The sequence below is a fragment of the Spirulina sp. LEGE 11439 genome (assembly GCF_059821285.1).
This window is the reverse complement of sequence record NZ_JCAMRX010000047.1, coordinates 1-26418: the sequence shown is the minus strand read 5'-3', so window position 1 is coordinate 26418 and position 26418 is coordinate 1. Positions and strand designations below refer to the sequence as shown.

Sequence of the window (26418 nt, the reverse complement as noted above, 5' to 3'; positions counted from 1 at the left end):
GGTTCTGCCTATGGACGCTGAGTAAGACCAAGAGAAAACTTGTTTTCTGGAGGCTTCGGCGGTAGAAGTAGGAAGCCGCGATTGAATCAAAGATTCAATCGTCGGTACTTCACAAATTGTTAACCTTGCTTGGCAGCAACAGTTAAAAGAACAGTGTGTGGCTCAACTACCTCAGTAAAAGCCTGAAATCGCACCTCCTCTGGTTTGAGGTGAATAATCACGATGTGTTGTGATTTTGATCGCACGGGCTTGACACACCTTAACTAATTAACTACAATTATGTTTTGTATTCTTAGTGAGGTTTGTTGATGTCAATGAAGGAAACTGTCCAATTTAGACTTCCAAACGGTGATGTAATTACTGTAAAGCTCATTGATTTGGGTGATGGAAGAGGGGTAACATTTGAACCAGTGTCTAGTAATGCTAACAATGTTCATCATCATGCCTTTGAGAGTAATGGTGAATGGAATATTCTCATTCGGGATCAAATGAACCAGAATGTAGCAGCTTTTGTGTTGGATAAGCGTACTGGAAGTTGGTCTCAGAGATCTCTTACCTCTGCGGAGAAACGAGTGAGGTGAAATCATTTCTGAGAGTAATTTCGGAATATATTTTACATTTGTGAGTTTTTACTTTTATGGGAAGCAAGACATTACTTGAAAAGTTCGATCTAAATGTTGTAGAAATGTTTTTAGATGTGAGATCGACACTCTACAAGAGAATAAATGATGAAGTACTACAGTATGTGACTAGCGATGCAATCAAAGTCTTGGTCATTCAAAGAGGTAAGTTCGTGAATTTTGTAGCATACTTTAACGGTTTTTGTCCACTTCAGAAAATAAATGAGTGGAACTCATTTGAGATTTTTACTACTGCTTTTATTGAGTCTGAAGGACGTTCTGGAATTAGAGGGAGTTTTTTTACACAAGGTGGTTTTGATTTGGAAAACTTTCTGTTCTTCTGGCAACTTTTCGATGGTTCGGTCAAGCGTTTTCAAGACCATATTGAGTAAGATGTGGTTTAGATATCTTTAGCTGTATTGGAGGCAGATTGAAAAATGACTGAAGCAATTGAAGGCTTTACTTTTGAAATGATAGAGCCGTTCCTTGACGTTACTGCTCTAGAGTATGAACAAGTTGACAATAATGCTTATATTTACCTTACGAAGCAGAAATTCCTTGTTCGTATTGATTACCACGATTACCGATTAAGGTTCTTGAGAGTTCGTAGTTACTTAGATGGGAATTATTCGTATGAAGTAGCCAATAAATTCAATGCTGATTACTCTATTATTAGGTCTTACATTAGAGACGATGGAGCTATTGAATTTAGGGCAGACTACTTAATAGAGAAAGGATGGGTTATGGGCAACTTCTTGAGCTTTTTGGCAGTGTTCGAGAATCTTATTGATATGTTTGTCAACCAATTAATTTGATTAATTGGTATGTACTTTTGATAGAGTTGAAATTATTGTTATGCCCGGCAAAAAGACCAAGGTTGTGATTGGGAGTTTGGTAGGGTGAGCAATGCCCACCCTCAAATCCATCAAGCAACTGGTGGGAAAATTGAGCAATTTGCACGACCATCAGCTTCCCGAATTTCGCCACTTAGCGGGCAAGCGTTGGGAGTATGAAATCGAAAAGCCGAAGCATAAAACCGTCGCCAAGCGTCTCGAAGCGATAAAGAAGGTCACGGCTTTAGATTTGGAGCGAATGCCCGAAACCTGAAGGAAGGAGAACGCTATCGCGGAGGGCAATTGTAAGAATTTATCGACCCGACTCATGAGCCAATCCGTTTTACCCGTTTCCATTCTTCCTTCCAGTTCCAACGGGACGCAATCTCCCGAGCCAACCCAAGGCTGGAAGCGATCGCTCGTTCATTTCCCCTTCTCCCTCAAACGCCCGCAAAAGAAAGCGTTGCGAAAACTCTGGGCATTCCTCGACGACCCCGAACCTTTTTTCCTGTTGGGAGGCTATGCCGGAACCGGGAAATCAACCATTATTTTTGCAGCCATTCGCGAACTCATCGACCGAGGCAAGCGCGTTGTTTTAACTGCACCCACCAATAAAGCTGTTGCCATTTTGAAAAAGATGGCGGCGAAAAATGAGATGCTGGGGATTCCCTGCCAAACCATTCATCAGCTATTGGGCTTGGGAGTGCGGAATCAAGGCACGGAGAAAGTTTTGGTACAAACCGCAGCATCTTCTGTTCACCTCTACGATTTTATTTTCCTTGATGAATGTTCGATGGTCGGGGCGGAGTTGTGGGAATGGCTCGAACGCTGCTGCGAAAAGTCTCCCCTTGCCAATCGTAAGCTGGTTCTCATGGGCGATCCCGCGCAATTGAATCCAGTGGGAGAAAAGCGATCGCCGACCTTCAATATTAAAAATCGCGCCATCCTAACCAAAGTGGTGAGGCAAGCTGGAGAAAGTCCCCTGTTGGATTTTGTCACAGCCAGTCGCCGTGCGGTCAAGAGCAAAACTGATTGCTTTTTCCCCTTTCCCTGCTACCAACCGAACGATAAATCGAATGGTGCGTTTAGAGCCTCGGAAGCCAAGCTGTTGCAATATGGGATTAAGAAAGTTCGCCGAAAGTTTGCCCAAAACCCCGATTGTTTCCGCATCCTTTGCTATACCAACAAGCGAGTCGAGTATTATAATGCGGCGATTCGTAGTGCAATCTATGGGAAAGATGCGCCCCAATTTGTTATCGGAGAGCGACTGATTACCAAAAACCCAGTTGTTGCTCCTGATGGCAAGACGGTTATTTTGCCCACCTCCTGCGAGATTGAAGTGCAAGAAATTGCCGAGAATCGACATTATGGCTATCGGGTGTGGCAATTGCGAGTCGTTACCGATGAAGGTCTCGTCCGGCAAATCTTTGTCCTGCATGAGTCCGAACGCCGTCGGTATGAGGCAGAGTTGGAGCAAAAGTATCAGAGTGCCAAGCGCAATTCCTTTTTATGGCGCAAGTATTACTGGTTTCGCGATGATGTTTTTGCTAAGGTTTGGAATTGCTTTGCCCTGACCGTCCATAATTCTCAAGGCAGCACGTTTGACGAAGGGGCGATCGATGGGGACGATCTCCTCGTGCGTCTATTTGTGGGTAATGACGAATCCGAGCGACAGAAGCGTAAAGAATACAATCGACTGTGGTATGTCGGTGCATCCCGGTTTCGCCATCGAGTTCTCTTTCTTTCCAAACACAAATCCTAAATCCGAGTTGTAGTAGAGATAAGCTGGGGAAACATCGGGTTAGTGCGATAGGGTTCAACCCGATAAACTTTCGTGTTGTATGACTCGGCTGCCGGATTGCGATCGCATCAATTCAAACCGGCTTCTACAAGCACCAGACGCAAATCTGCATTCAAACCGAGTCGTGTCGCCCACTCTTGCAGATAGTCAAGATCGAGCAATTCTCCTTGAACCTTGAGAATGCCCAAAACATCCCGCCACTGCTTTTCCGACTGACTTTGCCGTCGCCATTGCAGCTTGCTTAAAATCGTATCTTCGGGGCTGGCATAATACAAAATTCGTCCTTCTTCCATTGAGACTGCCTGCCGTCGTTCCAGTTGCACTCGATCAAAAGGCGTTGTCCCCAACAAAATCAAATCCCCTCGGGCAATCGTTGCAATATGAATGACTTGCAGGATATCGAGCCGCCCGCTTTTCACATCTTCGACACCCGCCACGTAAAATCCAGATTCTTCGAGGGAGGCGATCGCTTCATCGAGTCGATCGCGCTGCATGGATACCACCACGTCTAAATCGCGAGTGGTGCGGGGTTCTCCGTACAAAATTGCTGCCGATCCGCCGGCAATGAAATACTCGATTTGTAGGGATTCAAACAGGTCGTGCAACAAAAAGGCAATTTCTAACGGGTCTTGAATCCACATCTTTTCATTGTTTCCCGGTACGAATGCGCTCGGATAATCATCTTGCAACCACGCCCTCGCTATTTTCTCTGCCAGAGCTATGCCCGTCAAGTGAGGGAACCGCCGCTTGATACTTTGCAGCGATAATTGTCGGGTTCGCTTCATCAACGCCCGCGCCATCCCGTATCGCTGCAAGGGCGATCGCGATCGCAGCAGCAAAAATTCCAAGCGATCGGCTTCCGCGATCGTATCTTCTGCTTGGGGACGATAGCCCAGTTTTTTGAGGTCAGTCACCATGCGATCGAATCCCGAATTCAAAGCTCTTTAAGTTTAATTCACGTGACATTTTCCGACAATCCATGAGAATCAATTCTCTTTTCAAAGCAGCAGGCGCTCGTAATGCGATCGCGTTCTTGCAGGATGCTCGTTTTACAAAAGATGACAAGGTTGCACGATCTAACCCTATGTTTGCACTAAGTTCGCGGCTCAATCTCAGCAATGACCCGCTATCGCGCAACGCTAGAGCAATTCAATCTCCCTTCAGCCCATGACGAGAACGACAGCAACAACCGCGAAGAAAAAGCGAAGAACGAGTACGACAACTCGTACCCAGAAGAAGACGACAACCCCAAAGAAAACTCAAAAGGCAACTCCAAAAGCGGAGGCCAAACCCGCTACGAAAACCAGACCGGAATTGAATATCGTTTGCGATCGCAGTATCTTAAACGATTACTTGGATTTCGTGGCCAAAGGCGTTCCCCAAAATCCCAGTCACGCCATCCTCAACAATGTTCTGTTTGTTGCCGATGCTGCCGAACAAAAATTGCACTTGACCACCTACAACCTGCAATTCGGCATGAGCGTGAGTTTTGCCGCTACAGTCAATTCTCCCGGTGCGATGACACTGCCCTTAGACGCATTTCGACAAATGATCGGCAAGTTTCCCCAAGGAGATATTTCCCTCGAGTGCAAGATTGTTGAACCGACCGAACCGGAAGAAGAACCCGCACTGGCTGCCATCCTATCGACACCGAGCGATCGCGACAAGCGCTTTGAATTTAGAGGCATGGTGGAGGATGACTTTCCCAACCTGCCTCGAGTCGAGACCAAATTAATGACCCTTCCAGCCAGTTTGCTCCTTGCTCAACTGTCGGGATCGCTATTTGCCGCTTCTACTCAAGAGGATAAAAAGATACTCAATGGCTCTCACTTCTACCTGTCTTGCGACCCAGAACGAAAACTCGACAGTTTGAGAACGTGGACGACCAACGGCCATCGCTTGGCATTGATGGAAGGCAAAACCGAAAGCAAATCTCAAACTCCCCTCGCAGAACCCGTCAGCTTTACCGTTCCCTTGAAAGTGCTGCGAGAGTTGGAGCGCAACTTAGACCCCACTGATAAAGTCACGCTCTACTTCGAGAAGTCGGAAACCTCCGAAACCCAAGGGGGAACGGCAGTTTTTGAATGGAATGAGAAGCGCTTGGTGACGGCGACCCTCGAAGGACAGTATCCCGACTGTGAGGGTGTAGTGCAACCATTGCGAAGTCAATATTGCCGCGCTTTTACCGTCGAACGAGTTGCTCTACTGAAGACTTTAGAGCGCTTTGTCGTTCTCAGCGATAAGTCTGCCAAAGCCGTGACTTTGCGCTTGGAAAGTGAAGCTCAAAAAGCCTATCTGAGCATCGAACATAAGGAAGTCGGCAAAGGAGAAGAAGCCCTGGGCATTCAGATGAAGGGCGAGGATGTCGAGTTCAAGTACGACGTGCGTTATTTTCTGGAAGTCGTCAAAGCGATTTCTACCTCCGATCTCCGTATCCACTTGGCTTCTCCCGAAACCCCAACTCTCATAGTCCCCTATGGAACTAATGCGAAAGGAGAAGTCCCCATTGCTGCCGAGTATATCCTTGCACCCTTGTGTTAGTACCTCCCCTCAGACCAAGTTGCTCCCAATTGTAAGGGCTTAATTTTGAGGTTTCCTCAAAATGTAAGAAGCCTGCACCGAAGGCGAATTGCAATTTTCCCTATCGGGAGAGAGAAGAGAAATTAGACAGAGAATCTCATGACACACCAAGCATTACACCTCAAATACCGACCCCAACAGTTAGCCGAGTTGGTCGGTCAGGATTTCATTCGCACTGCCCTCACCAATGCAGTCAGCGATCGCCAAATTGCCCGAGCCTATCTCTTCACCGGACCTCGCGGAACGGGCAAAACTTCAACGGCTCGCATCTTAGCCAAGTCTCTCAACTGCTTGGAGAGCGAGGAACCCACCGCAACACCCTGTGGCGTTTGCGCCTCCTGTCGTGCCATTGACAACAGTTCTGCCTTGGATGTGAGCGAAATCGATGCCGCTTCTCACAATGGGGTAGATGATGCTCGTTCTCTCATCGAACAAAGCAATTTTGCCCCGGCTCGAGGGCGATATCGCATCTTTATTCTCGATGAAGCGCACATGCTTACCAGTGCCAGCCAGAATGCACTGCTGAAGGTCATCGAAGAACCTCCGGCGCGGACGATGTTTATTCTCTGCACGACAGAAGCACATAAAGTATTGCCCACGATCGCCTCGCGCTGCCAAACCTTCAACTTTCGAGCGCTGTCCGTGCAAACCATTATCGACCATTTGCGAGAAGTAGCAGAACTGGAAACCATCGATATTACCGAGGAGGCATTGAACGCGATCGCCCGCACGGCAAATGGAGGCTTGCGAGATGCCCTACAACTCCTCTCCCAGTTGGCGCTATTGGGAGAAACTATCACCCCGACTCGCGTTGTGGAAGTATCGGGAGGGGTCAGTCCAGAAGAACTCCTCGAATTGCTGACGAGTTTGGGCAAAGGAGACATCATCGGCACGCTGAAACTCGCTCGCACTTTGGTAGATGGAGGCAAAGCACCTCAATTGATTTTGAGCGGTTTGTTGCAAGTTTATCGAGATTTGCTGCTGGTCAAATCCGCCTCCAAAAGCAAGCATTTAGTAACAAGCGCGATCGCTCATAACAAATTGCGTTCCTTGGCAAATGGCTTGGATTTTCCAGCAATTGACGCTGCTTTGAACCAACTGCAAAAGTCGGAGGCACAGTTAAAAACCTCCCTCAATGCGTCCATTTGGCTCGAAGTTTGCTTGTTGAACTTGATGCCGGAAACCGCGATCGCCTCCCTCGAACCCCAAAGCAACGGGAGCCAGCGAGCGTCGGTAATCGAACCCGCACCCGATCTCGAAGGAATTTGGGCGAATGTCGTCGAAACGGCAAAACCCAGCAATCGCGGCTTGCTCTCCCGCGCTCGATTGACGCAACTTGACGAGGAGCGAGCGGTGCTGTCTGTCGAACCCAAGTACATCAAGAGATTCCAGCAACGCAGCCAAACCGTCGAACGCATTCTTGACAAAGCCTTGGGCTATGCCGTAACTGTTGAAATTGAGGCCAAATAGAACATGATTGCAATTTTAGTCGGGGATGACCGATACGCCATCGAACGAGAAATTTCCGCTTATAAGTCCCGCGTCTCTCCCCAATGGCGGCACTTTAACATCCATCGGTTTTCCAGTAATGCTTTAGAGTCTGCGATCGCCTGTGCCAGAGCCGCAGCCTTTGGCGACGGTCGCAAGGTGGTAGTCGTGGAAGAGTGCAACTTCAAGCAGTTTGGGGAGACGGGTTTGGAACTGCTTCAGTGCTTGGGACAGTTACCCGAGACAACAGACCTGATTTTTGTTGCCAGTGCCATTGACAAGCGTTTGAAAGTCTCCAAACACCTCCTTAAATTCGGCAAGTTAAAAGAGTTTGCCAAGATTCCCCCGTGGCGTACCGATTTGATTGCTGCTGCCATTGGGACGCAGGCAAAGGAGTTGAATTTGCACTTGAGTCGGGATATTGTCAATTACTTGGCTGACTCGATTGGCAACGATACGATGCGGGTAGAGTCGGAACTGCAAAAGCTGGCGGTTTATGCCAGTGGCGATCGCCTGACCAAAGTGCAGGTGAGGGGGTTAGTTCCCTGCATGACTCAAACCAATCTTCAGCTAGCAGCGAGTGTGCGAGAGGGGAAAGCGTTGGAAATGGCGGGCTTATTGGAGGAGTTGCTGGCTCGAGGGGTTTATCCTTTAGCGATCGCGGCAACTCTTGTGACTCAGTTTCGCACTTGGCTTTGGGTGAAGGCAGCATTGCAAGGAGGAATGAAGAAAGATGGGGAAATTGCTCGCTTGTGCGGTATTGGCAATCCCAAACGATTGTACTTTCTGCGTCGGGAAGTGGAGGGGGTGTCGCTGCGATCGCTTTCTCATGCCTTGACGCGACTCCTCGATCTGGAAGTAGCACTCAAACGAGGGGCAAAGGCGAACGAAATACTGCTAGTGCTGTTGCTGATTGTTCGGGGAATGCGCCAAGCAATATGAGAAATGCTCAAAGCTGCTCGAAGTCAAGCATTCGGGCAGCTTTGAAATGGAGGTTTATGTCGATCCGAATGCAATTGCGATGCTCATTTAACGTCAGTTCGGGATAAGGAAAGGAGGATGGAGTAAGCTGAAATTGAGAAAAACATCAGCCTCCGTCCTCCGTTATGAATACTAGCTTAGAAGAACTTTTTTGCCATGTCGATGATTTCTGCAAAGTCTTTGAACCTCAATGGCATCAACAACTGTTGAGTAATGGATTAAAAACCCGCAGGCGATCGCGATCGCTATGTCTGAGTGAAATAATGACAATACTGATAGCCTTTCATCAAAGTCATTATCGCACTTTCAAAAGTTATTATCTCAACCATGTCAGTCAGCAGTGGGGAGAGGCTTTCCCAAAATTAGTGAGTTATCAACGCTTTGTTGAATGGATACCTGGATGCTTATTACCTTTGTGCTGTTATTTGAAAACTTGTTTTGGAACTTGTACGGGGATCGGCTTTGTTGATGCAACTCGTCTGGTGGTTTGTCATAATCGCCGTATTAATCAGAATAAGGTTTTCAAAGACCTTGCTGCTCGTGGAAAGACCTCTACAGGTTGGTTCTATGGATTTAAGCTGCATTTAGTGGTGAGTGAATATGGTGAGTTGCTTAACATTACAATTACTCCGGGCAATATAGATGACCGTAAGCCTGCGATGGATTTATTAAGTGGCTTGAGTGGTAAAATTTTTGCAGATAGGGGCTATGTGAGCAAAAAATTGGCACAAGAACTTTTAGAGACTTTCGGTATTGAATTTTTTGCCAAGCCTCGGCGTAACCAGAAAAATACCTTAATGCGCCTCAATGACAAACTCTTGAGTCGTAAACGTTCTATCGTTGAAACTGTCATTGACCAACTCAAAAACATTTCACAAATCGAGCATTCTCGTCATCGCAGCCCCACCAATTGCTTTGTTAACATTATTTGTGGTCTGATTGCTTATTGTCATCAACCCAAAAAACCTGCATTGCACTTGGAGTGGGCTTTACCGCCTGCTTCTTAACCCGAACTCAGGTTCATTTAGGTTGGATCGGCTTGCTGCGGTCTGTGGCAACTCAATCGGAATCCCCGACGGAAGACGAGGAACAGTTAGCGCTCGGGCTACCGATTCCAAATGCTGCAAGATAGAGAAAGAGCGATCGGAGAGGAGCGATCGCGGATGTAGAATTGGGTTAAGCGGTGATTTGTAATGTTTGTAGGCTAAAGGGTTGAAGCAAATTTTTTAAGTGTCCTCGTATATTGCAATTAATGGTAGTAATTTTTTGACATATCCTTGTACAGAAGCACGATGAACGCTCAAATTTTCTGTCTTTCCTTCAAGATCTCCTGAAAAAAGGAGACAATATTCCATATCTTTGTAAGTATGTGGAATCATCGTCCAAGCATTGAGTTTATCATCTGTGTTAGTCATAAAGCAACAATATAAAAGGCTTGCGTCATCTCCAAAAATTTTTTTTGTTGCGCTAGAATAATTTGATTGTATGGAAGGAGCTAATGTTTCTTCTATTTCTCCTTTGTCGGTTTTTGACCTAGCAATGATCTCATGATCTAATAGAACTGCTGCTACATCAATATGATTTCCGCGATCGGAACATTGATTAAGAATGGATTCTATTGCTGCAAGCACTTCTTTGCGATTTGCATAAGTTTTTACCATAATTAATAATTTTTCCTTATTGTGATAAAACAATAGAAGCGTAACATATTATCTCCAATATGTCAACTAAGTCTATAGCAGAACCAAATTAAGATAAGCATTTTTTTAAACTAAAGCAACAATAAATATAGCTCAACTAGATATTATATCGCAGATGTCACGAGCATATTTTTGAACACGAACCTGATAATTAATTAAATAATCTTGATCGCAAATTTCTTGTGGAATATTCGACCAAAAAACAACCACAATTCTGTATACTGATTTATGAGTCAACCAGAAACCCCATCTTTCAACACTGTTCTGATGAGAAAATATTGTATCAAGGTATATCTTGGAAATGATATCAAATTCATTCCAAGCTACCTGACTGGTGATATTTTTTATAACATTTTCAACAACATCACTGGTTATTTCAGGTTGAAAGGCACTTGTTTCAAATTGAACAAAGCTATGATTATTAGCTTTTTTATGATCTGGTAAACTAAAAATAATTATTCCATGAATATATTCTGAAAGATCGTCCAGAACATCTCTCAAATAGATTTCTTCATCATAAGAAATTATTCTTTTTTCAATTGTCACTTGATTTGCTAATAAAGATGTTTTTGTTTCTTTAGACCAATTTAGATCGAATACTTTTCTATAAATCAAATTAGAACTAAACATCTTCTTCCCAGTACAACAAACTATCCCAGATATCAGCAAATTCACATATTCTTGTTTATCTTTATCCTGTTTGAATGTAATAGATTTATCCTTGTTGAGAATAGTATTGTATAAATCAAGTGCTTTAATACGCTCTTGATTGTCGGTATAACCTTGAGTAAACCATCTCTCTATATCACTAAAATGGTTCTGTCGTTCTGAGTCATTGTCTCGCCAATTGTTAACTATTTCTTCGTCAATCAATTTTTCTAAATTATTTTCAAAACTATCTATATTATTCAACTTATTCTGAGAAACCTTTTCACAAACGAGTTGGGTTAAAAAGGGTTGTCCACCAGTCCATTTTAAAATCAAGTCTAAAACTTTTTGAGGGTCTTTATATAAATGATTTAGTCCTTCTAACAAAGGCTTTGTATTACCTTTAAAATTTTCCAAAACAATTTCCTGAGCTACATTGAGATGAACGTCAGTAAGCAAATCATAAGGCTTGACAACTCCTGACAAGACATATTTCAGAATGATCTTATTATTTTCACAATATTCAGGAATACGATTCTCATTAGTCCAACGCCGAAGTAAAGAAAAAAAACTATTCTGTAAATTAAAATGCAACAATTTTTGTACTTCATCGATAAATATAATTATTTTTTTAAAACCAAGTTTTTCTATACAATCATTTGCCAAGAACTTCATAAAAGATAAGAAATTTTTAGAGGGATGTTTGTGACTATTTTTAGCCCAAAAATCATCCAGATACTTCGTATAAATATTATCTTGATGTGCATAATTGTCATCAATATAGGCACAAATATCATTTAGCAAATATATATAAAAACGTTTCTCACCAATCTTGTAATTTCCATAGTTAATAAGGTTAATATATATAGATAAATAGCCATTTTCTTTTAATTGATTGCTAATTTTGAATATTAAGCTAGATTTACCCATTTGGCGTGGTGCTAAGACGTAGCATAAAAAATCTTCTATTTCATCAGAAGAAAGAAAGTTATAAAGCTCTGTATCTGCTTTTCGTGGGACATAGCTAGGATGTCTTGGAATCAAAGCTCCACCTTTTGTATAATAATATGAAGATTGATTAGCTGTCATGATATCGATCTAGGTGTTTTGTGTAATATTCTTTATAAAGTTTAAATCGAGGTACTAATTGATTTGCTTCTAATTTTATTAATCCAGATTTTTCAAGTTTAAATCTTGCAAATGGATCTTGCCAAGGTATACGTTTCAATGTTTTCAAAAAATAAAGACTAACCTGATCATTATCACGAAACATTTTCAGATTAGGCCACAAATAATCATCAAAAACACGATTTTTTTCCGCTACAATAGACTCAAAAAAAGATTGAATCAAATCTTCATCTTTCATAGATTTATTGGCTCTTTTTATATATCCCAATTCAAACAACGTCCGATTGACTAAATATGGATGACCACCAATCCACTCCATAATTTTTTTGATAGCCATATCATCTAATTTTAGACCATATCTCCAAGATTGCAATTGTATTTGATTAAAAGTGAATTCAGGCAAAAGTATAGCTTCTCCAACATTATGTAGTGGAGAACAAATTGAATTTTGAAAGTTAATATAACGCTCAGTAGAATAAGCAATTATGACATTACTCCAAATCAGTTTATCTGATATTGTTTCTTTCATTTTTGTTTCGTACCAAGTGCGTAAATTATCACAAAAATCAAAATAAACATTTTCATTATCGAGAATAGCATCAATATCATCAATAATCAAAGTTTTTGAACGATTTATTTGAGAAAATATATATTTTTCTAAGTGTTTATTACAGTTAGATGATGGTGTTTGTATATCGCGCCAATTCTCTTCTAATCTCGGCAGATCATTACTATTCAAATATGGTAAAAATTCATCTTCAACTAAAGCAGCAAATGTTTTAAAAAATTCTGTGGAACTTTTTTGAGAAGTGCGATCAATTACATTAGAACCAAATTTTATATATGCTACAATCTGATTATATTTTTCTTCTAAATGTTTTTTTAATCTGTTCAACAGAGTCGTTTTTCCCGTACCTTTTGTTCCAACAATTCGGACAAATTGAAGTTTATTGTTATTAACACTTGTTTTGAAGAGATCGAACAGCTCTGTTTGTTTTAAGTTAACATAATATTTTGATTCAAAATCTAAACTCTTTGTCAATGGCTTGGTGAGAATTTTGTATGGTTTTAATTGCTGAAAAGGAACGTATTGCGTCAGATTATATTCTATCAAATTATCAGCATATCTAGCAAATAAATTAATCAATTTATGCTTACGATGTTTCCCATCTCTTTGTATATCAAATTTATCATAAAGGTGATTGAAGTAAGATGTTTGTATTGAGTTTTCAGCCAAGCCTATCTTCTCAGCAATTTCTTTTTTTGTTTTGTTATTTATCATCTCGATCAATACCTCTTGTCTTGTTTCATTTCTGTCAGCAATGATAGAATTTAGTCTATTTAAAAAATCTTGATATGAATCTATTGGCATTTTTACTTGGTAAAAGTTGAAATTTCATCAATAATTTTGAATAGACATTTGGCTTGATCGTCGAGAACTGTATTTTACAGGGCTTCCAAACAGTTTTTTTCCAATCATATCTTAATTGGCTAAAAATTTTTGGATTTAGTAGTAGGCTATCCCATAATTCAAACAGAATTTCAAATCATTTTATTTGTTTGCCTTATTGATTTCGGTTTTTTAATAAAAAAAAACAATAACCAGAGCGCAAGCTCAATAAAGAGGTGGAAAGTGTTTTTTTGTTGATTAACAAAGAACATTTTCTCAAAACAGACCTCCTAAAAACATATTGACTATCCAGTCAAACAATTTTCTATCCCCTTTTGTTGCAACAGAACCACTAGATAATAGAGAAAAGATGATTGATAAAAAGATCAAGATCTGTTTTTCTGTGTGTTTAGTAACTCTTGCACAACGAGAAAAAATAAACGAAAATTGGCATACATCGAATAAAAACCTTATAGAAACATAGGAGGTTACTTATGCGCTTCAAAAAATGGCGATGCACTAAACCTATTTTTTTTTCGGACTCTGAAAAGGGAAGGGTGGAAGTTGAAATTTCCCCCGGACAAGAAGGACGCGCGTACTTCAGAGGAACTACATTTCCTGCCGAGTTGCACGAGTGTAATGTGACTTTGCGCCCCCAAGAGCGGATTACCGTCGTGGGACGGTCTGGCATTACCCTCCTTGTGCGTCCGTTTAATGCCTGTTAGAGAAAGATGCGCTCTAACGACTCTCAATTCAAGCCTTACAAACGCATCAAGAAATATAACCAACACCAAGTTTCAATCATGATCTGTCCAACTGTCAAGCCTTCTCAAGGGGGATTTCCTTCCCCCTCCCAAGGGCAAATCCAACTGATCTTCAAAGCGATCGCCGACGAAAACCGCCAACAAGCGGCCTTTCTTCTGGAGCAACTTGCCGCGAACCCCGGACAGTTGCCCTCCCAATTCCTCAAAAAAATGGCGCAAGCCTTGTTGCTTGAAGATTTTACCGCCTTGTCGGAAGATTTCATCGAGCAGAAATTTATCGGAAAAGGCAGCTATTTCCTCTTGATTGCCCCCCATCAAATACGTCGCGAAGGGAAAATCACGACCAAATTAAGCGGAATTTACGGTCGAGTTCTGAATATTCTCCAACCCTCGACAGAACGCTTAAATGCCTGCATTTTCGATCTTTTCGGCAGCCAACCTCAAGACATTCCCACCGTTTTGCCCTTCAAGCCAATTGCAGCTTGCGGCAACTTGGACGGGGAAAGCGGAGAAGCCTTCATTGTTGCCAATGGGTGGCTAATTCCCCATAGCGTTCGCGGTCCTGCCCTTAACAATATGAAAGAGCAACGACGACGAACTCTCAAATCTGGAGGTGAATGTATCCGGGCAATCTTTGAACCCAAAAGTGCAGACCTGATTTTGCAGGCCACGAACGGAGAAGGAATTGGCGATCGCAACCGTCACCTCGAATACCAAATGCACGATGCGGGACACGCAACGGGGTTGGGACTCGATCGCAAAGTTCGCGACAACCTCTTCCCCAACTATTGGTACGGCACCATTGAAGAATACCGCTCCGATGGCGTTGCCTTTGAACTCGCCCATCGCCTTTTCTCCCCCGAGGAAGCTGGGCAATTGATTGCAATGAACCTCTTCGTGCGCTTTGGTTTGGATGCCCACCGACGGGGAGGACGCGATCGCGATGCTGATGTTAACGTCGGTCTTTTAACCTTAGATCGCCTCTTCCAAAGTCACGCCCTCTATCTCACGAAAAACGGGCAATTGGGACTGCGAAACCCTAGTTACGAAGGCTTAATTAAAGCCGTCGAACAACAGCGCACGGATGCCGTACACCTGACTCGCCGGGAATTAACCCTCGAGCATTCTACCGGACTGTTTCATCTCTACGGTTCCGTTAGCATTCAAAGTGCAACCCGAGAGATTTTCAACGGTTCGATTTTAGAACGGTGTCGCGGTATTTGGCAAAACCTGCGTTAATTCGTTAACCCATATCGGGGCTACTCTCGTAGCCCCATCGATCGCTAATTCTTAGGAGTAAATGAAAATGATTTACAAACTCAAATTCAATCCTCGCATCGCTGAAATCGTACCGGATTATACGGCTGTAATCCTCTATGCAACTAACTTGCAAAATCAACCCAGCACAGATTACAGTACCCAAGTTCTTCGCAGTGCAGAACGGGAACAACGGGAAAAATTCGGCACGGAAAAACGCTCATCTCATCCTCATATTGCAGCTTGTCGCCAAGCCTATAAAAATTTTGGCGCAAAACAAAAAAAATATCTCTGTTCTGCTGAAGCTCTCCTCAGTCGCACTTTGAAAGGGGAGGATTTACCAACGATTAACTGCATCGTCGATCTCTACAATGCCGTCAGCATTCGTCACGTTCTCCCCATTGGCGGAGAAGATTGGGATCGACTGACCAGCGATCTAACCTTAACCATTGCCTCGGGAGACGAACCTTTTGTTATTTATCAAAAAGGACAAGAAGCGATCGAATATCCCCATCCCGGCGAACTCATTTGGTTGGATAGTACCGGGGTTACTTGTCGGCGTTGGAACTGGCGACAATGCCATCGCACGGCTATTACTTTCGATACGGGTAATATTTACTTTGTTCTCGATGGTCTTGCACCTTATACCCGAGAACAACTCATGGCAGCCACGGAAGAATTGATACACCATTTGAAAATAGTTTCTCCAAACTGTCACATCGAACAAGAGATTTTGTCTTCTAACAACCCAGTGCCAGTGTCATAAACAAGGAGATCGCGATCCCAACACCTCTTGAATTTTTCTCCAAGATGATTGGGGCAGTACCTTCTGCTAGTTTTACTCTAACTGGTGAAGTAGTAACTGCCCTATTTTTTTTAAGTTTATTTTTTTCACCTAACGGTGAGGTATGGCAAATCAACCCGATCGCAAACAGCCATGCAGCCACCGAACTATAACAGCCTCCTGCAAAACATTTTAGGCCGTTCCCATGCTCCTCACCCCGAAAATTTACCCGAACCCGATCGCCCCGATGCTGCCAATATCATTGAATTTCTTGGAGACGAGCTCCTGTGGAGTGAAACCATCGCAGCACGAAAACCCCTGCTCGAGTCAATTCCCACCACTCTCCCCAAACCTCTCAGAAGAGCGCTCAAAAAACAAGGAATCCAGCAACTCTACTCCCATCAAATCGAAACCCTCAATACCATTCGCAAGGGCAAAGATGTCATTCTCAGTACCGACACGGCAAGCGGTAAATCTTTAAGCGCTTATGTCCCCATCCTCGAAGGCATTCTCCAACATCAGCATACCGCCCTTTCTTTTTACGGCTTAAAGGCACTGACCTCTGACCAAGGAGAAAAACTGAACGCTTTACTCGAAGGCATTCCCGAAACCGTCCGTCCCCAACTGGCAATGCTGACGGGAGACACCCGCAAAGAAGAACGAGAACGATTGCTCGAGCGATCGCCCGGTATCATCGGTGCAACTCCCGAACTCATCCATTATGCCCTGCGCGGTACTTATTGGAGTCAGCCTTGGCAGCAGTTTCTCGCCCACCTGCGCTACGTCCTGCTCGACGAGGCTCACGCTTACAATGGGGCTTACGGGGCAAATATGGCGAACTTGCTGCGACGGCTAAAACTGGCAGTCGATCGCTATAGAGGCAATTCTCGTCGATTGCAATTTATCTTTTTGAGCGCTACGGTGGGCAACCCCAGCCAACTCGCACGATCCTTGTCGGGAAGGCGACGCAAACGCAATTCTCCCCAAAGCGATCGCCTCGTTTGGATTCATCGAAGCGGTGCGGGAATGCCGGAGCGAGAATTAATCGTTGTCAAGCCGACCAACAACCCCAACCCGGATGCAGCTAAAATCCTGCTGTTTCTTTTGCGGCAAGGGTTGCGAGGCATTTGTTTCTGTAATGGGAGAGCAACAATTAAAAACCTGCTGGCCACCCTGCGAACAGAAGCGGCCTCTCAAAAGTACCCGAACATTGAGGGGCAAACAGCGATTTTTTATGGAGGATTGACCGGAGAGCGCCGCAGTGAAATTATAAGCGGACTTCAAGAGGGACGAATGCGCTGTCTTTTGAGTACCAGTGCTTTAGAAGCAGGCATCGATTTGGCAGAGTTGGATTTTGCCCTCATTCGAGGCTGGCCGGGTTCGTTGCAGGGTTTCCGACAGCGCATCGGCAGGGCGGGACGCAAGCAGAAGGGATTGGCGATTTTTCTGCCCTTGGAGCGATCGCCGTTAGACCGCTACTACGCCCAACACCCGGAACTCCTGCTCTCCGCCCCCGCAGAACGAGTGTCCTTCAATGCCCGCTATCCCGTCGATTTGGGCAAGCATTTGATGTGCGCGGCAGTGGAAAGCGGCATCGAGAGCGATCGCCTGAAGCGCTATTTTGGTAAAACTGCTCCTCACATTGCCTCGGCTTTGTTAGAGCAAGGGGCATTGCGAAAAACGCGAGGGCGTTTGTGGGCAAAGGGATTTCCCCATCGAGATGTCAATTTTCGCGGGGGGTTGGGAGGCAGCACGGTACGATTGACGAACGAACAGACGGGAGAGGCGATCGAGGAGATGAGTTTGGAAATTGCCTATCGAGAAGCGTTTTCGGGGGCAATCTACCGCACTCAAGACAGCAACGGGCAAATGGTAACTTATCGTTCTCTGTCTCTCGATGTAGAAACCCGTCAAGCCACCTTGCAACCCATTCCGGAAACTTCAACTTATACAGTGGCGGAAAGTCGCACCGATACTCGCATTTTGCAGGATTTGGTCGCTCCCAAACAGTTGAAATTGAATTTATCGGAGGAGGTGGGAGAAGGCAATGCTTTTCTGCGTTTATCGTGGGGCGAGGTGAGTCATAGTATTTCCGGCTATCAAGTGCTGGTGAAGGAGTACGAGCAAACCTGTTTGAATCGCAAATGCGTCAATTACAGAGAAGCGTTACCGGGGCGAAAGTTGTGTCCGGTTTGCGGCAGGCGATCGCGTCGGGCAGAGTTGACGAAGGTGGTGGATGAGGTAGAATTCGAGCAACCGTATGCGATTCGATTTACGACTCCCATCGCTCAAATCTCTTTTGATAAGCCTGTTAATGAGTATCTGCAAAAATGCGCGTCAAGGTTGTTAAAGGCGGTAGAGTCGGATTCTGCGATCGCGGGAGTTTTACGAGATTATCCGGCATCATTGTTGGGGGTGCATAGTTTCGGGCATCAGATTTTAGCGGCTTTCCCGTTGGTGGTGTTGGGGTCGCTCAATGATATGAACTATATCGTAGAAGCCAGAAACAGCAAGGATTGTGTTGGATATTTTTACGACCTTAGCGAGAGTGGGAATGGCAGTGCGGAGGCAATTTTTCGGCATTTGTCAAAGTTGGCTCGGGCGGGGGCAGCACTCGCTCGCAATTGCGATTGTCAGTACGGTTGTCCGAAGTGTCTCATTTTGTCGGGCTGTCCGGATGGCAATCAGGCTTTGTTGAAACAGATGGGGTTATTCTTGTGCGATTCTATTGCTTCAATGTAAGGCATTTGGGATATCGAGATTCATAGGCTGGCGATCGCCATTTTAAGAGGCACTTCCAACCTTTCCAAGAATGCCAGCCCTTAACTTGAGCGAACTTTCCTTACTCAAACGACAAGCGCAAGGAAAGCCTCTTCACCTCTCCAAATCTTCCGAACTCCAACGCCAACTGCAATTTATTATCCGACAAAAGCGCCTCGAATTGCCTATACAATCTTTGCTCGAAGACCATCTTCTCCTCGATCGCTGGATTCAACAACTTGAAGAATGCTTTCCGCCTCTATTTTGCTCCAAGAAAAAGCTCTTTTTAAACTTGCCTTTAATGAGCCGATTGCATTTCACATCAAACCATTACGAACTCATCGAAATCAAGGCGAATATCGGCTTTGTTAACAATAAAATTCGAGTGTTTGAATGGTCGGTTCGCCAACCTAAAGTAACTTGGCAGGATAAAGTGAAACTCTGGGTCGTTGCCAATTACTTCAAAATTGACCCCAATCGCCTCAAAATGACTATCTTTGCTCTACACCCCGATCGCCCGGTACAAAGAATTATAACCCGCTCGAATCGGCGATCGCATTACAAAGTCGAGAGATTACTCAAAGATTTGCTTGTCGGAAAACAGGCTAAAAATTCTCGTAAAAGCATCCGAAAGTACCTCGAACTGACGAATATTGACCAGATTGAAGAAGTTCCGTTGTGAATTGCTAAACCGATCGGTGGAGGTCATCGACCAAACTGGATCGCTATACTGGGGATTCTAATCTAACGAAATAGAACCATGAGTATGACAGCGATCGCCTCTACCCTCACCGTTTTGATTGTCGAAGACGACCCCATGATGCAGGTTGGCCTCTCTACTGTAATCGACCAACAAACTCACCTCACCGTTGCTGCCAAAGCTGAAAATGGAGTGCAAGGCGTACAAGAAAGCCTCCGACTCAAGCCCGATATCATCATTATGGACATCGGATTGCCCAAACTTGACGGTATTGAAGCCACCAAGCAGATTAAAGCCGAACTGCCCGATACTCGCGTTCTGATTCTAACCGCCTGCACCGATCGCCAGCAAGTTTTAGCGGCCTTTGCCAGTGGTGCGGATGCCTACTGCGTTAAAGGGGCAACTATCGAACAACTCAAAGCCGCTCTCACCGCAGCCAGCGAAGGATCGGTCTATCTCGACGCACGTATTGCCGATTGTATCCTCAAGCAACAGCCCCCGCACTCTCCCCTTCCCCAAGGAAAGCCGGAGAATTTTGGCTTTAATAAGCGAGAATTGGAAATTGTCGAACTCATTGCCGAAGGCTACAACAACTCGGAAATTGGCGCAAAACTCAACCTCAGCACCAACACCATCAAAGGATACGTGCGACAAATCTTTGCCAAACTCCAAGTCAACAGCCGCACCAAAGCCGCTCTCAAAGCATGGCATTGCGGACTCGTCAAACCGGAATTGTAAACCAAAACTGACTGCCTCGACCGGGTTTGGACTTCACCCCAATGCGTCCCCCGTGTGCTTCGACAATTTGGCGACAAATGTAGAGTCCCAACCCCAAACCCTGCTGTTTTTTGCCCTGACCCCGGACGTAGCGATCGAATAAACGCCCGCACTGTTGTGGAGGAATGCCGATGCCGTTATCTGCAACGATGCAGCGCACTTCCGTTTCCTTGGGAATGGCAGCAACGGTCAACTTTAACCCGGGTTTGTTGTATTTGAGGGCATTGCCGATGAGATTATCGAAAATGCGAGCCAGTTGGTCGGGATCGGCTTCAATGCGAGGTAAATCTTTGGGGATGCGATAGTCCAATTGAACCCGATGTCGCTCGAACATCGATCGCCATTCTCGCAGCAAAGATTGGGTAAATGTCGGTAAAACAACCCATTGAGGCTGAAGCGAAATTGCTTCGGTTTCGGGAGGATCCGTGGTTAGGGAGTCGATGAGGCGCAACAGGCGATTGCAGCTTTGCACCATTGTTTCCCGCATCGATCGCTCTAAAATGGCTTGACCTGCCTCGTTAGAGTGCGCCCCTCGCAAGGTCATTCCGAGTCCCGCTACCGGGTTGCGGAGGTCGTGGGAAACGGTGTGGAGGAGGACTTGCAACCGTTCTTGTGCGGCTTGGCGATCGCGGATTTCTCGAGCCAGTTGTTGGTTTTGGGTTTGCAACTGTTCTTTTTGCTGGCTCAATTGCAACTGGGTGCCGACTCGCATGAGGATTTCTTCCTCTTGAAAGGGTTTGGTAATGTAGTCCACCCCACCCACTTGAAAGGCTTTCACTTTATCGAAAACGCCATTTAAGGCGCTGAGAAAGAGAATGGGGACGGGTTGCAGGGCAGTCATGCTCTTGAGTTGGCGGCAGACTTCGTATCCGTCGATATCGGGTAACTTAATATCCAAGAGGATTAAATCCGGGACTTGCTTTTGAACGGCAGTTAAGGCACGCTGACCGTTGAGGGCATTCCGCACTCGATAACCCTGCTGTTCCAGCATCGAGGAGAGCAGGCGCAGGTTTTCCGGGCGATCGTCAACGATTAGGATATCGGCATTCATCGGGAGCGAGAAAAATACACATTCAAGCTGACTTGAATCGATAATTTCCTACTATACATTGGATTTTTGGAAATTGAGCGAGGCTAGTAATAGGTTGGCAAAGTAGCATTTGGATCTACAGGAGCATTATTGAGAAAGTCTACAAAATTTACAGAAGGAGTACCACCATCTCCTGAACCAGTTTGAAGTAGTGGAGTTGTTCTAGCTCCCATACGAATATCGTTCAATTGTTGAATCAGTTCGGATGGATCCGATCCGGGATGTAGGGTAAACAGTACACTTTCTGAGTTACAAGCACTTCGACTATTGCCTACAGCACAAATTACACCCTGTCGATTCACGCTTCCTCCCCTCAGATAACGGAGAATGCCTGCTTCGTGAAATCGTTGAAATTTTCGGCTAACAATCTGGCATCGTTTTAAGGGATCGTATCCAGAACCCGTAAAAAATTCGGATTGCCAAAGAATTATCGGGATATTGCCTCGATGAGTTTGAGCAATTGTTGCCGGACTATTATTGCTAACAGCACAGATAAATCTTGTGTCTTGCTGTGCTAATGTTGGCATTTCTTGCATGAGAGAAAAGCTCATACTCAAAATACCTAACAGAGTTAAATTGACAAGAGATTTAATTTTCATAGCTTTTACCACAATGGACGGTTATCAGGAGGATTGGGATTAGGATTGGGATTATTTCCACTTATCCAAGGTGGATCGCTAGGTGAAAGCGACTGGCAGTTACCGTTACTACAATTGAAGAGTCTTACAGTTTTAGGTATCGCAGCAAAATCTCCTATATTGCTACAGCCGTAGGCAATCCGAAAATAGCCATTTTCTCCCCAGTCATCTCCCCAAGAGTTACGCCCAATCCAATACCCTTCTGCATCATCCCAACCAATCAGGTTCACTGCATGATTAATCCGAGTATTGCTGCAACCTCCCCCATTACCTCCAAAAATACCTCCTTGGTAAGCATGAAAAGCTGGGTTAGAGTATAGACCAACCCAAACACTCCCATTTTGCAAAATTGCTTTCTTAATCGTTTCAATATTAGCGGCTGAGTCACCATCTTCTTTCGTCACAAAGCTAAACGATCTCGGAGCAAATAAACGCCCTGTGGCAATACGAAGTATCTGCTTACAAATTGATTCGATTGTTTCATAGGGATATTGCGATTCTGAAACCAATCCAGAGCTTTCGAGATATCGATAGTCTGAATCGCTTTCAGTTACCCATCCTCCTTGACATCCATAACCGTTGGTGTTGCAGGACAAAATCTGCTGTTCGCTCAAATTCAAATTATTGGGAGTTCGGTAGCGACTGCTAAAAGCAATTTCATAAGAACTTACCGCAGCAAATGCCCAACAACTTCCACACTCTCCTTGAGAACGAATTGGAGGAACTACATTCCAATCTCTAGCATCAAAGCGATTTGATGTAACGCCAACCGATGGAGGGGGAACAATTGAAGGACTAAATCCTGCTGGAACTCGAGTTCCAGATAGAACAGAAAGCAAAATGCGGAAAGCGTCACTATCACCAATTTGGAATGTCCATTGTTCCTGTCTTGCTTGCTCTTGAAGTTGTGCGAGTTCTTGACGAGCTTGTTCTTCAGTTTTTCGAGTGGTTGAGGGATTGGGTTGAGGCTGGGGCTGAGAACCAACCTTTTCTAATCTAAAAGTTCCAGATACTGCTCCACCAATGGTACAACCCGAATACGTCATTGTACCAGTAATTGTCTGGTTACTCGAATCAATTGTTCCTTTTAGTTGCAATTGTCCATCAAATTGTCCATCAGGAGAATCAAGTTGATTGCCAGAGATATTCAAATTTATCTGTACTCCTCCCATACTGAACCACCCATTATTCTCACCATCTGCACCAAAGCCCTCGCCCTCAATTGTTAATTGAAGTCTTTCAGCAGAGTCAATAATTTGAGCGGGACGAACAACAGTAGGTAAAACTAAACACTCCTGCCCATCGTTAGTACCATCACCATCACTATCTATTACCCTGAAGGTGAAATCATTTCCTGTGTATCTCCATGCACCACCAAGATTAAACTGGCTCTGAGCAATTTCAGTAGAATTCTCAAGCTGTTGAACTGAACGAGAACCTTCTTTTGACAAGACAACTTTAGTAGGTATATTTGAGGTGGCTGCAAAAATTATAGGTAACAGAAAATAACTCCAACGCATAGCTCGTTTTCTCCTTTAAGCGAGAAGCTGATTTGAATATATATAAAATCTTGCTTTTCAAGATAAGTTATCTTGGATAACGAATCTTTCTGTATCCGTAAGATTGTAACAATTCTTGAAAAAATAAAACTAACTTACTTGATATCCATAGGACTTATGCATTGATAAAAAGAACAAAGTATGCAGATGATAAGTTGAATTCCCAAGCGATCGCAGGAGAAAACCCACCAGATAGAGATATAAACCATATGTTAGAGCAAAAATTATCAACAGAAATAATGATTTTTTCATTTTTAATTCCTCATATGCTTGAATTATCGAGCGATCGCGCCACCAAATCCCCAATCAAATCCAAGCGAAACTCCGCCACCCATTCCAACAAACGCGCTTTCAACTGAGCCTGAGAATCTGGCAATTGCGCGATCGCCTGCTTGACGAGAAGCGGGTCTCCCGTATCCGCAGCATTGGCTAATTGTTCCAACAGCGATACCGAAACTTTGGATAAAGATTGCAAGGTAAATTGTAGCGAAATGCGCGAATCCGGCATCTCGAAAGCACTATCCACCGAAGGCTGTTCGTACAGGTATTTCACCCCCAAATGCTTGGCCATCTTCTCAAAAATGACATCCTCGCGAAATGGTTTGACCACCAGATCGTTGTAACCCACCTTCAACAACTGAGAGCGCTTTTGGGATAGAGTGCTGGCTGTCAGGGCGATAATTATCGGGCGATCGCCGTCGAGGAGAGAGCGAATTTTTTGAGTGGCTCGATAGCCGTCCATCACCGGCATCCGAATATCCATCCAAATCAAGTGAGGTTGCCAGTCCTTCCATTGCTCTACTGCTTCTCGTCCGTTAACCGCCTCTCTCACTTCAAACCCTACCTCCTTCAAAAACCGCGTTAACAACAAGCGATTTTCCGCAACATCCTCAACCACTAAAATGCGATACTCCGGCTGACCCGGTGCCAAGATGCTGACCCGACCCCGTTCCATATAATTCCGCACGTCTTCCGCTCGAGCGAGTTTGGCATCGATAGTAAAGTGAAAGCAACTGCCCGAGCCGACGCGACTTTCAACCGTCATTTCTCCCCCCATCAATTCCACGTAGCGGCGACTGATAGGCAGTCCCAACCCCGTCCCCTGCTGGGATTTGCGCCCCGCCTCCGTTTGAACGAAAGAAGCAAATAACAAATCCATTTCTGCCGCAGCAATTCCCATCCCCGTATCTTCTACAGTAAATGCCAGACGACAGCGATCGCCCGAAGATTCCACCCGTCTTGCCTCGAGGCGCACCGATCCGGTTTCTGTAAATTTAATCGCATTGCCCAACAAATTGATGAGGATTTGGCGCAATTTGCGATCGTCGGTTTTAATATAGTGAGGAAGTTGAGAAATACCGTCAAACTCCAAATTCAAACCCTTCGTCTCGGCTTTTAAACGAAACATCTCCTCTAAAGTTTCCAATAAGCGCATCAAATCGAAACTGCGCTCCACCAGAACCACGCCTTCCGCTTCGATTTTGAACATTTCCAAAACATTATCGATCAGTCCCAACAAATGCTGACTGCTGCGATTGACAATATCGAGATATTCTTGCTGTTCGCGGGTAAAGCCATCGGTTCGCGCTAACAATTGGGTAAAGCCGAGAATGCTATTGAGGGGAGTTCGCAATTCGTGGCTCATGTTCGCCAAAAAGCGGCTTTTCGTGCGGTTGGCAGCTTCGGCTTCTTCCTTAGCTCGCTCGAGGGCTTGCATTTGCTTTCTCTCGCAGTCTCCGTCGATATTGCGAGCGATCGCGCAACAAAATTCTTGACCTCGATATTGAGAGAGGTGGAGAACGACCTCCACGTTAAGGGTGCGACCTTCTTTGGTGCGGTAGATAGATTGCAGAGATAAGCGCCTTCGCTCTCGTAACAGGCGAAAGCGGCTTTTCCACCTCCGCGTCGAGAGTCCCGATTCGAGGTGGCCCAGGTGCATTCCTCCCGTGAGTTCCTCGCGAGAATATTTCAGGATCGACGCGGTGGAATGATTGGCGTAAAAGAGGCGACCGGAGGGTTTGACGAAAAAGATGCAGTCTCGCGATCGGTGGAACGCGAAACGCAGCAATTGCAGGTTTTTCTGAGTGGATGGAGGAGCGGTTTTGCTCATGGTTGCGATTCGATAGGACCCTTTTACGCTTGGATTTTTATGGTAGCCAATCGAGCTACTCCTCTGCCTCTTTCCCAATTTTGAGGGCGGATAGGCGTTTTTGCAATCGTTCTGTTTCTGGAGGGGATGCGATCGCCTCGTCCGGTTCGTCGGGATGGGGCAACAACCGATAGGCTTCCCGAATGCGGTTTTCCAACTCTAGGTCGAGATCGATGCCTCGGGCGTGGTACTCTGCACGTTGCTCCAATTGGGGTCGGATTTGCGAATCCCAAAGGGCTTCCGATTCCTTTGCCCGTCGAATATCGCCTTGAGAGACGGGGATTTTGAGTGGGTAGGGAAAGAGTGCCTCGCTGCCGGAACCGTAAGCAGGAGACGTAATCACGCATTTGCCTTGAGGAAAGCGAACGATTTCGTCAGCACTAATGAGAGGTTTTTTCTGTACCGACTCGCTCCAGTTAATCGAACGAGTGGTTTGCTGCTGTCCCATCGAGTTGCCCGTGGAACGATTGCGGAGAGTCACTTCAGTTTCGCCATAGCGCTTGGAATACTGTTCCGCCGTTTCGTAATCTCCGGGGTTGAACAGGACGTGAGTAGAAAGAGCAGAGGCGATCGCTTTGCCCTGCTTGTCCCCATAGCGATCGTACAGTTGGTTGAGACTTTGAATGCCAATAATCGGCACCCCACCATTGCTGCGATATTCATTGACCCAATAGGCAATCCGATCCAATCGCAAGGATGGAAACTCATCCAAAGAGTAGTGGTCTGTCAAGTTTGAATTGAAGGATAAAGTTTTTTAAGTTTAATACGAGC

23 protein-coding genes are annotated in these 26418 nt (G+C 44.9%); 14 read left to right on the top strand and 9 right to left on the bottom strand.

The genetic code is table 11. The features are described from left to right. Nucleotides 1-637 precede the first annotated feature (637 nt). The 4 genes from AC6RV6_RS23460 to AC6RV6_RS23445 all read left to right on the top strand — a co-directional run bounded on the left by AC6RV6_RS23460 (nt 638) and on the right by AC6RV6_RS23445 (nt 3215). Nucleotides 638-1012, top strand: coding sequence for a type III secretion system chaperone family protein (locus AC6RV6_RS23460; RefSeq protein WP_500243307.1), 375 nt, complete (start codon nt 638-640; stop codon nt 1010-1012). A gap of 45 nt (nt 1013-1057) precedes the next feature. Next, nucleotides 1058-1435: a YbjN domain-containing protein gene (locus AC6RV6_RS23455; RefSeq protein ID WP_500243306.1), complete on the top strand. Its 378-nt coding sequence runs from the start codon at nt 1058-1060 to the stop codon at nt 1433-1435. Nucleotides 1436-1526: 91 nt separating this feature from the next. Continuing rightward, on the top strand, nt 1527-1727 hold the full coding sequence (locus AC6RV6_RS23450) for a hypothetical protein (protein WP_500243305.1): 201 nt from the start codon (nt 1527-1529) through the stop codon (nt 1725-1727). Nucleotides 1728-1781: 54 nt separating this feature from the next. Beyond that, a complete protein-coding gene (locus AC6RV6_RS23445) occupies nt 1782-3215 on the top strand; it encodes an ATP-dependent DNA helicase (RefSeq protein WP_500243304.1) in 1434 nt (477 codons plus the stop codon). A gap of 107 nt (nt 3216-3322) precedes the next feature. Here the strand turns inward: AC6RV6_RS23445 and AC6RV6_RS23440 are convergent, their stop codons facing one another. Continuing rightward, nucleotides 3323-4192 (bottom strand): hypothetical protein, encoded by an 870-nt coding sequence (locus AC6RV6_RS23440; RefSeq protein ID WP_500243303.1) that lies wholly within the window; start codon nt 4190-4192, stop codon nt 3323-3325. 229 nt (nt 4193-4421) lie between these two features. Between AC6RV6_RS23440 and dnaN the strand changes: the two genes are divergently transcribed. The 4 genes from dnaN (at nt 4422) to AC6RV6_RS23420 (ending at nt 9310) form a co-directional block, all read left to right on the top strand. Next, nucleotides 4422-5795, top strand: a complete 1374-nt coding sequence (dnaN, locus tag AC6RV6_RS23435; protein ID WP_500243302.1) for a DNA polymerase III subunit beta — start codon at nt 4422-4424, stop codon at nt 5793-5795. A gap of 138 nt (nt 5796-5933) precedes the next feature. Then, nucleotides 5934-7304, top strand: coding sequence for a DNA polymerase III subunit gamma/tau (gene dnaX / locus AC6RV6_RS23430; protein WP_500243301.1), 1371 nt, complete (start codon nt 5934-5936; stop codon nt 7302-7304). A gap of 3 nt (nt 7305-7307) precedes the next feature. Continuing rightward, nucleotides 7308-8264 (top strand): DNA polymerase III subunit delta, encoded by a 957-nt coding sequence (gene holA / locus AC6RV6_RS23425; RefSeq protein ID WP_500243300.1) that lies wholly within the window; start codon nt 7308-7310, stop codon nt 8262-8264. Nucleotides 8265-8428: 164 nt separating this feature from the next. Next, entirely contained in the window at nt 8429-9310 is an 882-nt protein-coding gene (locus AC6RV6_RS23420) for an IS982 family transposase (RefSeq protein ID WP_500243299.1), read from the top strand. A gap of 219 nt (nt 9311-9529) precedes the next feature. Here the strand turns inward: AC6RV6_RS23420 and AC6RV6_RS23415 are convergent, their stop codons facing one another. From AC6RV6_RS23415 to AC6RV6_RS23405, 3 genes are all read right to left on the bottom strand, one after another. Beyond that, complete coding sequence (locus tag AC6RV6_RS23415) at nt 9530-9964, bottom strand: hypothetical protein (protein ID WP_500243298.1); 435 nt, start codon at nt 9962-9964, stop codon at nt 9530-9532. A gap of 132 nt (nt 9965-10096) precedes the next feature. After that, nucleotides 10097-11740 (bottom strand): AAA-like domain-containing protein, encoded by a 1644-nt coding sequence (locus tag AC6RV6_RS23410; RefSeq protein WP_500243297.1) that lies wholly within the window; start codon nt 11738-11740, stop codon nt 10097-10099. Next, nucleotides 11730-13151 carry an AAA-like domain-containing protein gene (locus AC6RV6_RS23405; protein ID WP_500243296.1) on the bottom strand — a complete coding sequence of 474 codons (1422 nt, stop codon included), beginning with the start codon at nt 13149-13151 and terminating at the stop codon, nt 11730-11732. The genes AC6RV6_RS23410 and AC6RV6_RS23405 overlap by 11 nt, the downstream gene beginning before the upstream one ends. A gap of 575 nt (nt 13152-13726) precedes the next feature. Between AC6RV6_RS23405 and AC6RV6_RS23400 the strand changes: the two genes are divergently transcribed. The 6 genes from AC6RV6_RS23400 to AC6RV6_RS23375 all read left to right on the top strand — a co-directional run bounded on the left by AC6RV6_RS23400 (nt 13727) and on the right by AC6RV6_RS23375 (nt 20172). After that, the gene (locus AC6RV6_RS23400) at nt 13727-13894 is read left to right on the top strand and encodes an NfeD family protein (protein ID WP_500243295.1); all 168 of its coding nucleotides are present in this window, start codon (nt 13727-13729) and stop codon (nt 13892-13894) included. A gap of 78 nt (nt 13895-13972) precedes the next feature. Continuing rightward, complete coding sequence (locus AC6RV6_RS23395) at nt 13973-15172, top strand: DUF6014 family protein (RefSeq protein ID WP_500243294.1); 1200 nt, start codon at nt 13973-13975, stop codon at nt 15170-15172. Nucleotides 15173-15239: 67 nt separating this feature from the next. Continuing rightward, nucleotides 15240-15956 carry a B3/B4 domain-containing protein gene (locus AC6RV6_RS23390; protein ID WP_500243293.1) on the top strand — a complete coding sequence of 239 codons (717 nt, stop codon included), beginning with the start codon at nt 15240-15242 and terminating at the stop codon, nt 15954-15956. A gap of 171 nt (nt 15957-16127) precedes the next feature. Further along, entirely contained in the window at nt 16128-18716 is a 2589-nt protein-coding gene (locus tag AC6RV6_RS23385; protein WP_500243292.1) for a DEAD/DEAH box helicase, read from the top strand. A 70-nt stretch (nt 18717-18786) separates the two neighbouring features. Next, nucleotides 18787-19416: a hypothetical protein gene (locus AC6RV6_RS23380; protein WP_500243291.1), complete on the top strand. Its 630-nt coding sequence runs from the start codon at nt 18787-18789 to the stop codon at nt 19414-19416. A gap of 78 nt (nt 19417-19494) precedes the next feature. Continuing rightward, on the top strand, nt 19495-20172 hold the full coding sequence (locus AC6RV6_RS23375) for a response regulator transcription factor (RefSeq protein WP_500243290.1): 678 nt from the start codon (nt 19495-19497) through the stop codon (nt 20170-20172). Here the strand turns inward: AC6RV6_RS23375 and AC6RV6_RS23370 are convergent. The 5 genes from AC6RV6_RS23370 to AC6RV6_RS23350 form a co-directional block, all read right to left on the bottom strand. Further along, complete coding sequence (locus AC6RV6_RS23370; protein WP_500243289.1) at nt 20156-21262, bottom strand: hybrid sensor histidine kinase/response regulator; 1107 nt, start codon at nt 21260-21262, stop codon at nt 20156-20158. The genes AC6RV6_RS23375 and AC6RV6_RS23370 overlap by 17 nt on opposite strands. 83 nt (nt 21263-21345) lie before the next feature. Next, a complete protein-coding gene (locus tag AC6RV6_RS23365) occupies nt 21346-21900 on the bottom strand; it encodes a COP23 domain-containing protein (protein WP_500243288.1) in 555 nt (184 codons plus the stop codon). Nucleotides 21901-21905: 5 nt separating this feature from the next. Continuing rightward, nucleotides 21906-23459, bottom strand: a complete 1554-nt coding sequence (locus AC6RV6_RS23360; RefSeq protein WP_500243287.1) for a C1 family peptidase — start codon at nt 23457-23459, stop codon at nt 21906-21908. A gap of 301 nt (nt 23460-23760) precedes the next feature. Then, nucleotides 23761-25608, bottom strand: coding sequence for an ATP-binding protein (locus AC6RV6_RS23355; protein WP_500243286.1), 1848 nt, complete (start codon nt 25606-25608; stop codon nt 23761-23763). 55 nt (nt 25609-25663) lie between these two features. After that, nucleotides 25664-26377 carry a type IV secretory system conjugative DNA transfer family protein gene (locus AC6RV6_RS23350; protein ID WP_500243285.1) on the bottom strand — a complete coding sequence of 238 codons (714 nt, stop codon included), beginning with the start codon at nt 26375-26377 and terminating at the stop codon, nt 25664-25666. Between the last annotated feature and the right edge of the window lie 41 nt (nt 26378-26418).

Coding starts and splice junctions, on each gene's coding strand:
- AC6RV6_RS23395 (WP_500243294.1), top strand. CDS start 13,973: ATGATCTGTCCAACTGTCAAGCCTTCTCAAGGGGGATTTCCTTCCCCC.
- AC6RV6_RS23415 (WP_500243298.1), bottom strand. CDS start 9,964: ATGGTAAAAACTTATGCAAATCGCAAAGAAGTGCTTGCAGCAATAGAA.
- AC6RV6_RS23420 (WP_500243299.1), top strand. CDS start 8,429: ATGAATACTAGCTTAGAAGAACTTTTTTGCCATGTCGATGATTTCTGC.
- AC6RV6_RS23370 (WP_500243289.1), bottom strand. CDS start 21,262: ATGAATGCCGATATCCTAATCGTTGACGATCGCCCGGAAAACCTGCGC.
- dnaX (WP_500243301.1), top strand. CDS start 5,934: ATGACACACCAAGCATTACACCTCAAATACCGACCCCAACAGTTAGCC.
- AC6RV6_RS23450 (WP_500243305.1), top strand. CDS start 1,527: ATGCCCACCCTCAAATCCATCAAGCAACTGGTGGGAAAATTGAGCAAT.
- AC6RV6_RS23385 (WP_500243292.1), top strand. CDS start 16,128: ATGCAGCCACCGAACTATAACAGCCTCCTGCAAAACATTTTAGGCCGT.
- holA (WP_500243300.1), top strand. CDS start 7,308: ATGATTGCAATTTTAGTCGGGGATGACCGATACGCCATCGAACGAGAA.
- AC6RV6_RS23390 (WP_500243293.1), top strand. CDS start 15,240: ATGATTTACAAACTCAAATTCAATCCTCGCATCGCTGAAATCGTACCG.
- AC6RV6_RS23380 (WP_500243291.1), top strand. CDS start 18,787: ATGCCAGCCCTTAACTTGAGCGAACTTTCCTTACTCAAACGACAAGCG.
- AC6RV6_RS23355 (WP_500243286.1), bottom strand. CDS start 25,608: ATGAGCAAAACCGCTCCTCCATCCACTCAGAAAAACCTGCAATTGCTG.
- AC6RV6_RS23405 (WP_500243296.1), bottom strand. CDS start 13,151: ATGCCAATAGATTCATATCAAGATTTTTTAAATAGACTAAATTCTATC.
- AC6RV6_RS23445 (WP_500243304.1), top strand. CDS start 1,782: ATGAGCCAATCCGTTTTACCCGTTTCCATTCTTCCTTCCAGTTCCAAC.
- AC6RV6_RS23455 (WP_500243306.1), top strand. CDS start 1,058: ATGACTGAAGCAATTGAAGGCTTTACTTTTGAAATGATAGAGCCGTTC.
- AC6RV6_RS23410 (WP_500243297.1), bottom strand. CDS start 11,740: ATGACAGCTAATCAATCTTCATATTATTATACAAAAGGTGGAGCTTTG.
- AC6RV6_RS23375 (WP_500243290.1), top strand. CDS start 19,495: ATGAGTATGACAGCGATCGCCTCTACCCTCACCGTTTTGATTGTCGAA.
- AC6RV6_RS23460 (WP_500243307.1), top strand. CDS start 638: ATGGGAAGCAAGACATTACTTGAAAAGTTCGATCTAAATGTTGTAGAA.
- dnaN (WP_500243302.1), top strand. CDS start 4,422: ATGACGAGAACGACAGCAACAACCGCGAAGAAAAAGCGAAGAACGAGT.
- AC6RV6_RS23365 (WP_500243288.1), bottom strand. CDS start 21,900: ATGAAAATTAAATCTCTTGTCAATTTAACTCTGTTAGGTATTTTGAGT.
- AC6RV6_RS23360 (WP_500243287.1), bottom strand. CDS start 23,459: ATGCGTTGGAGTTATTTTCTGTTACCTATAATTTTTGCAGCCACCTCA.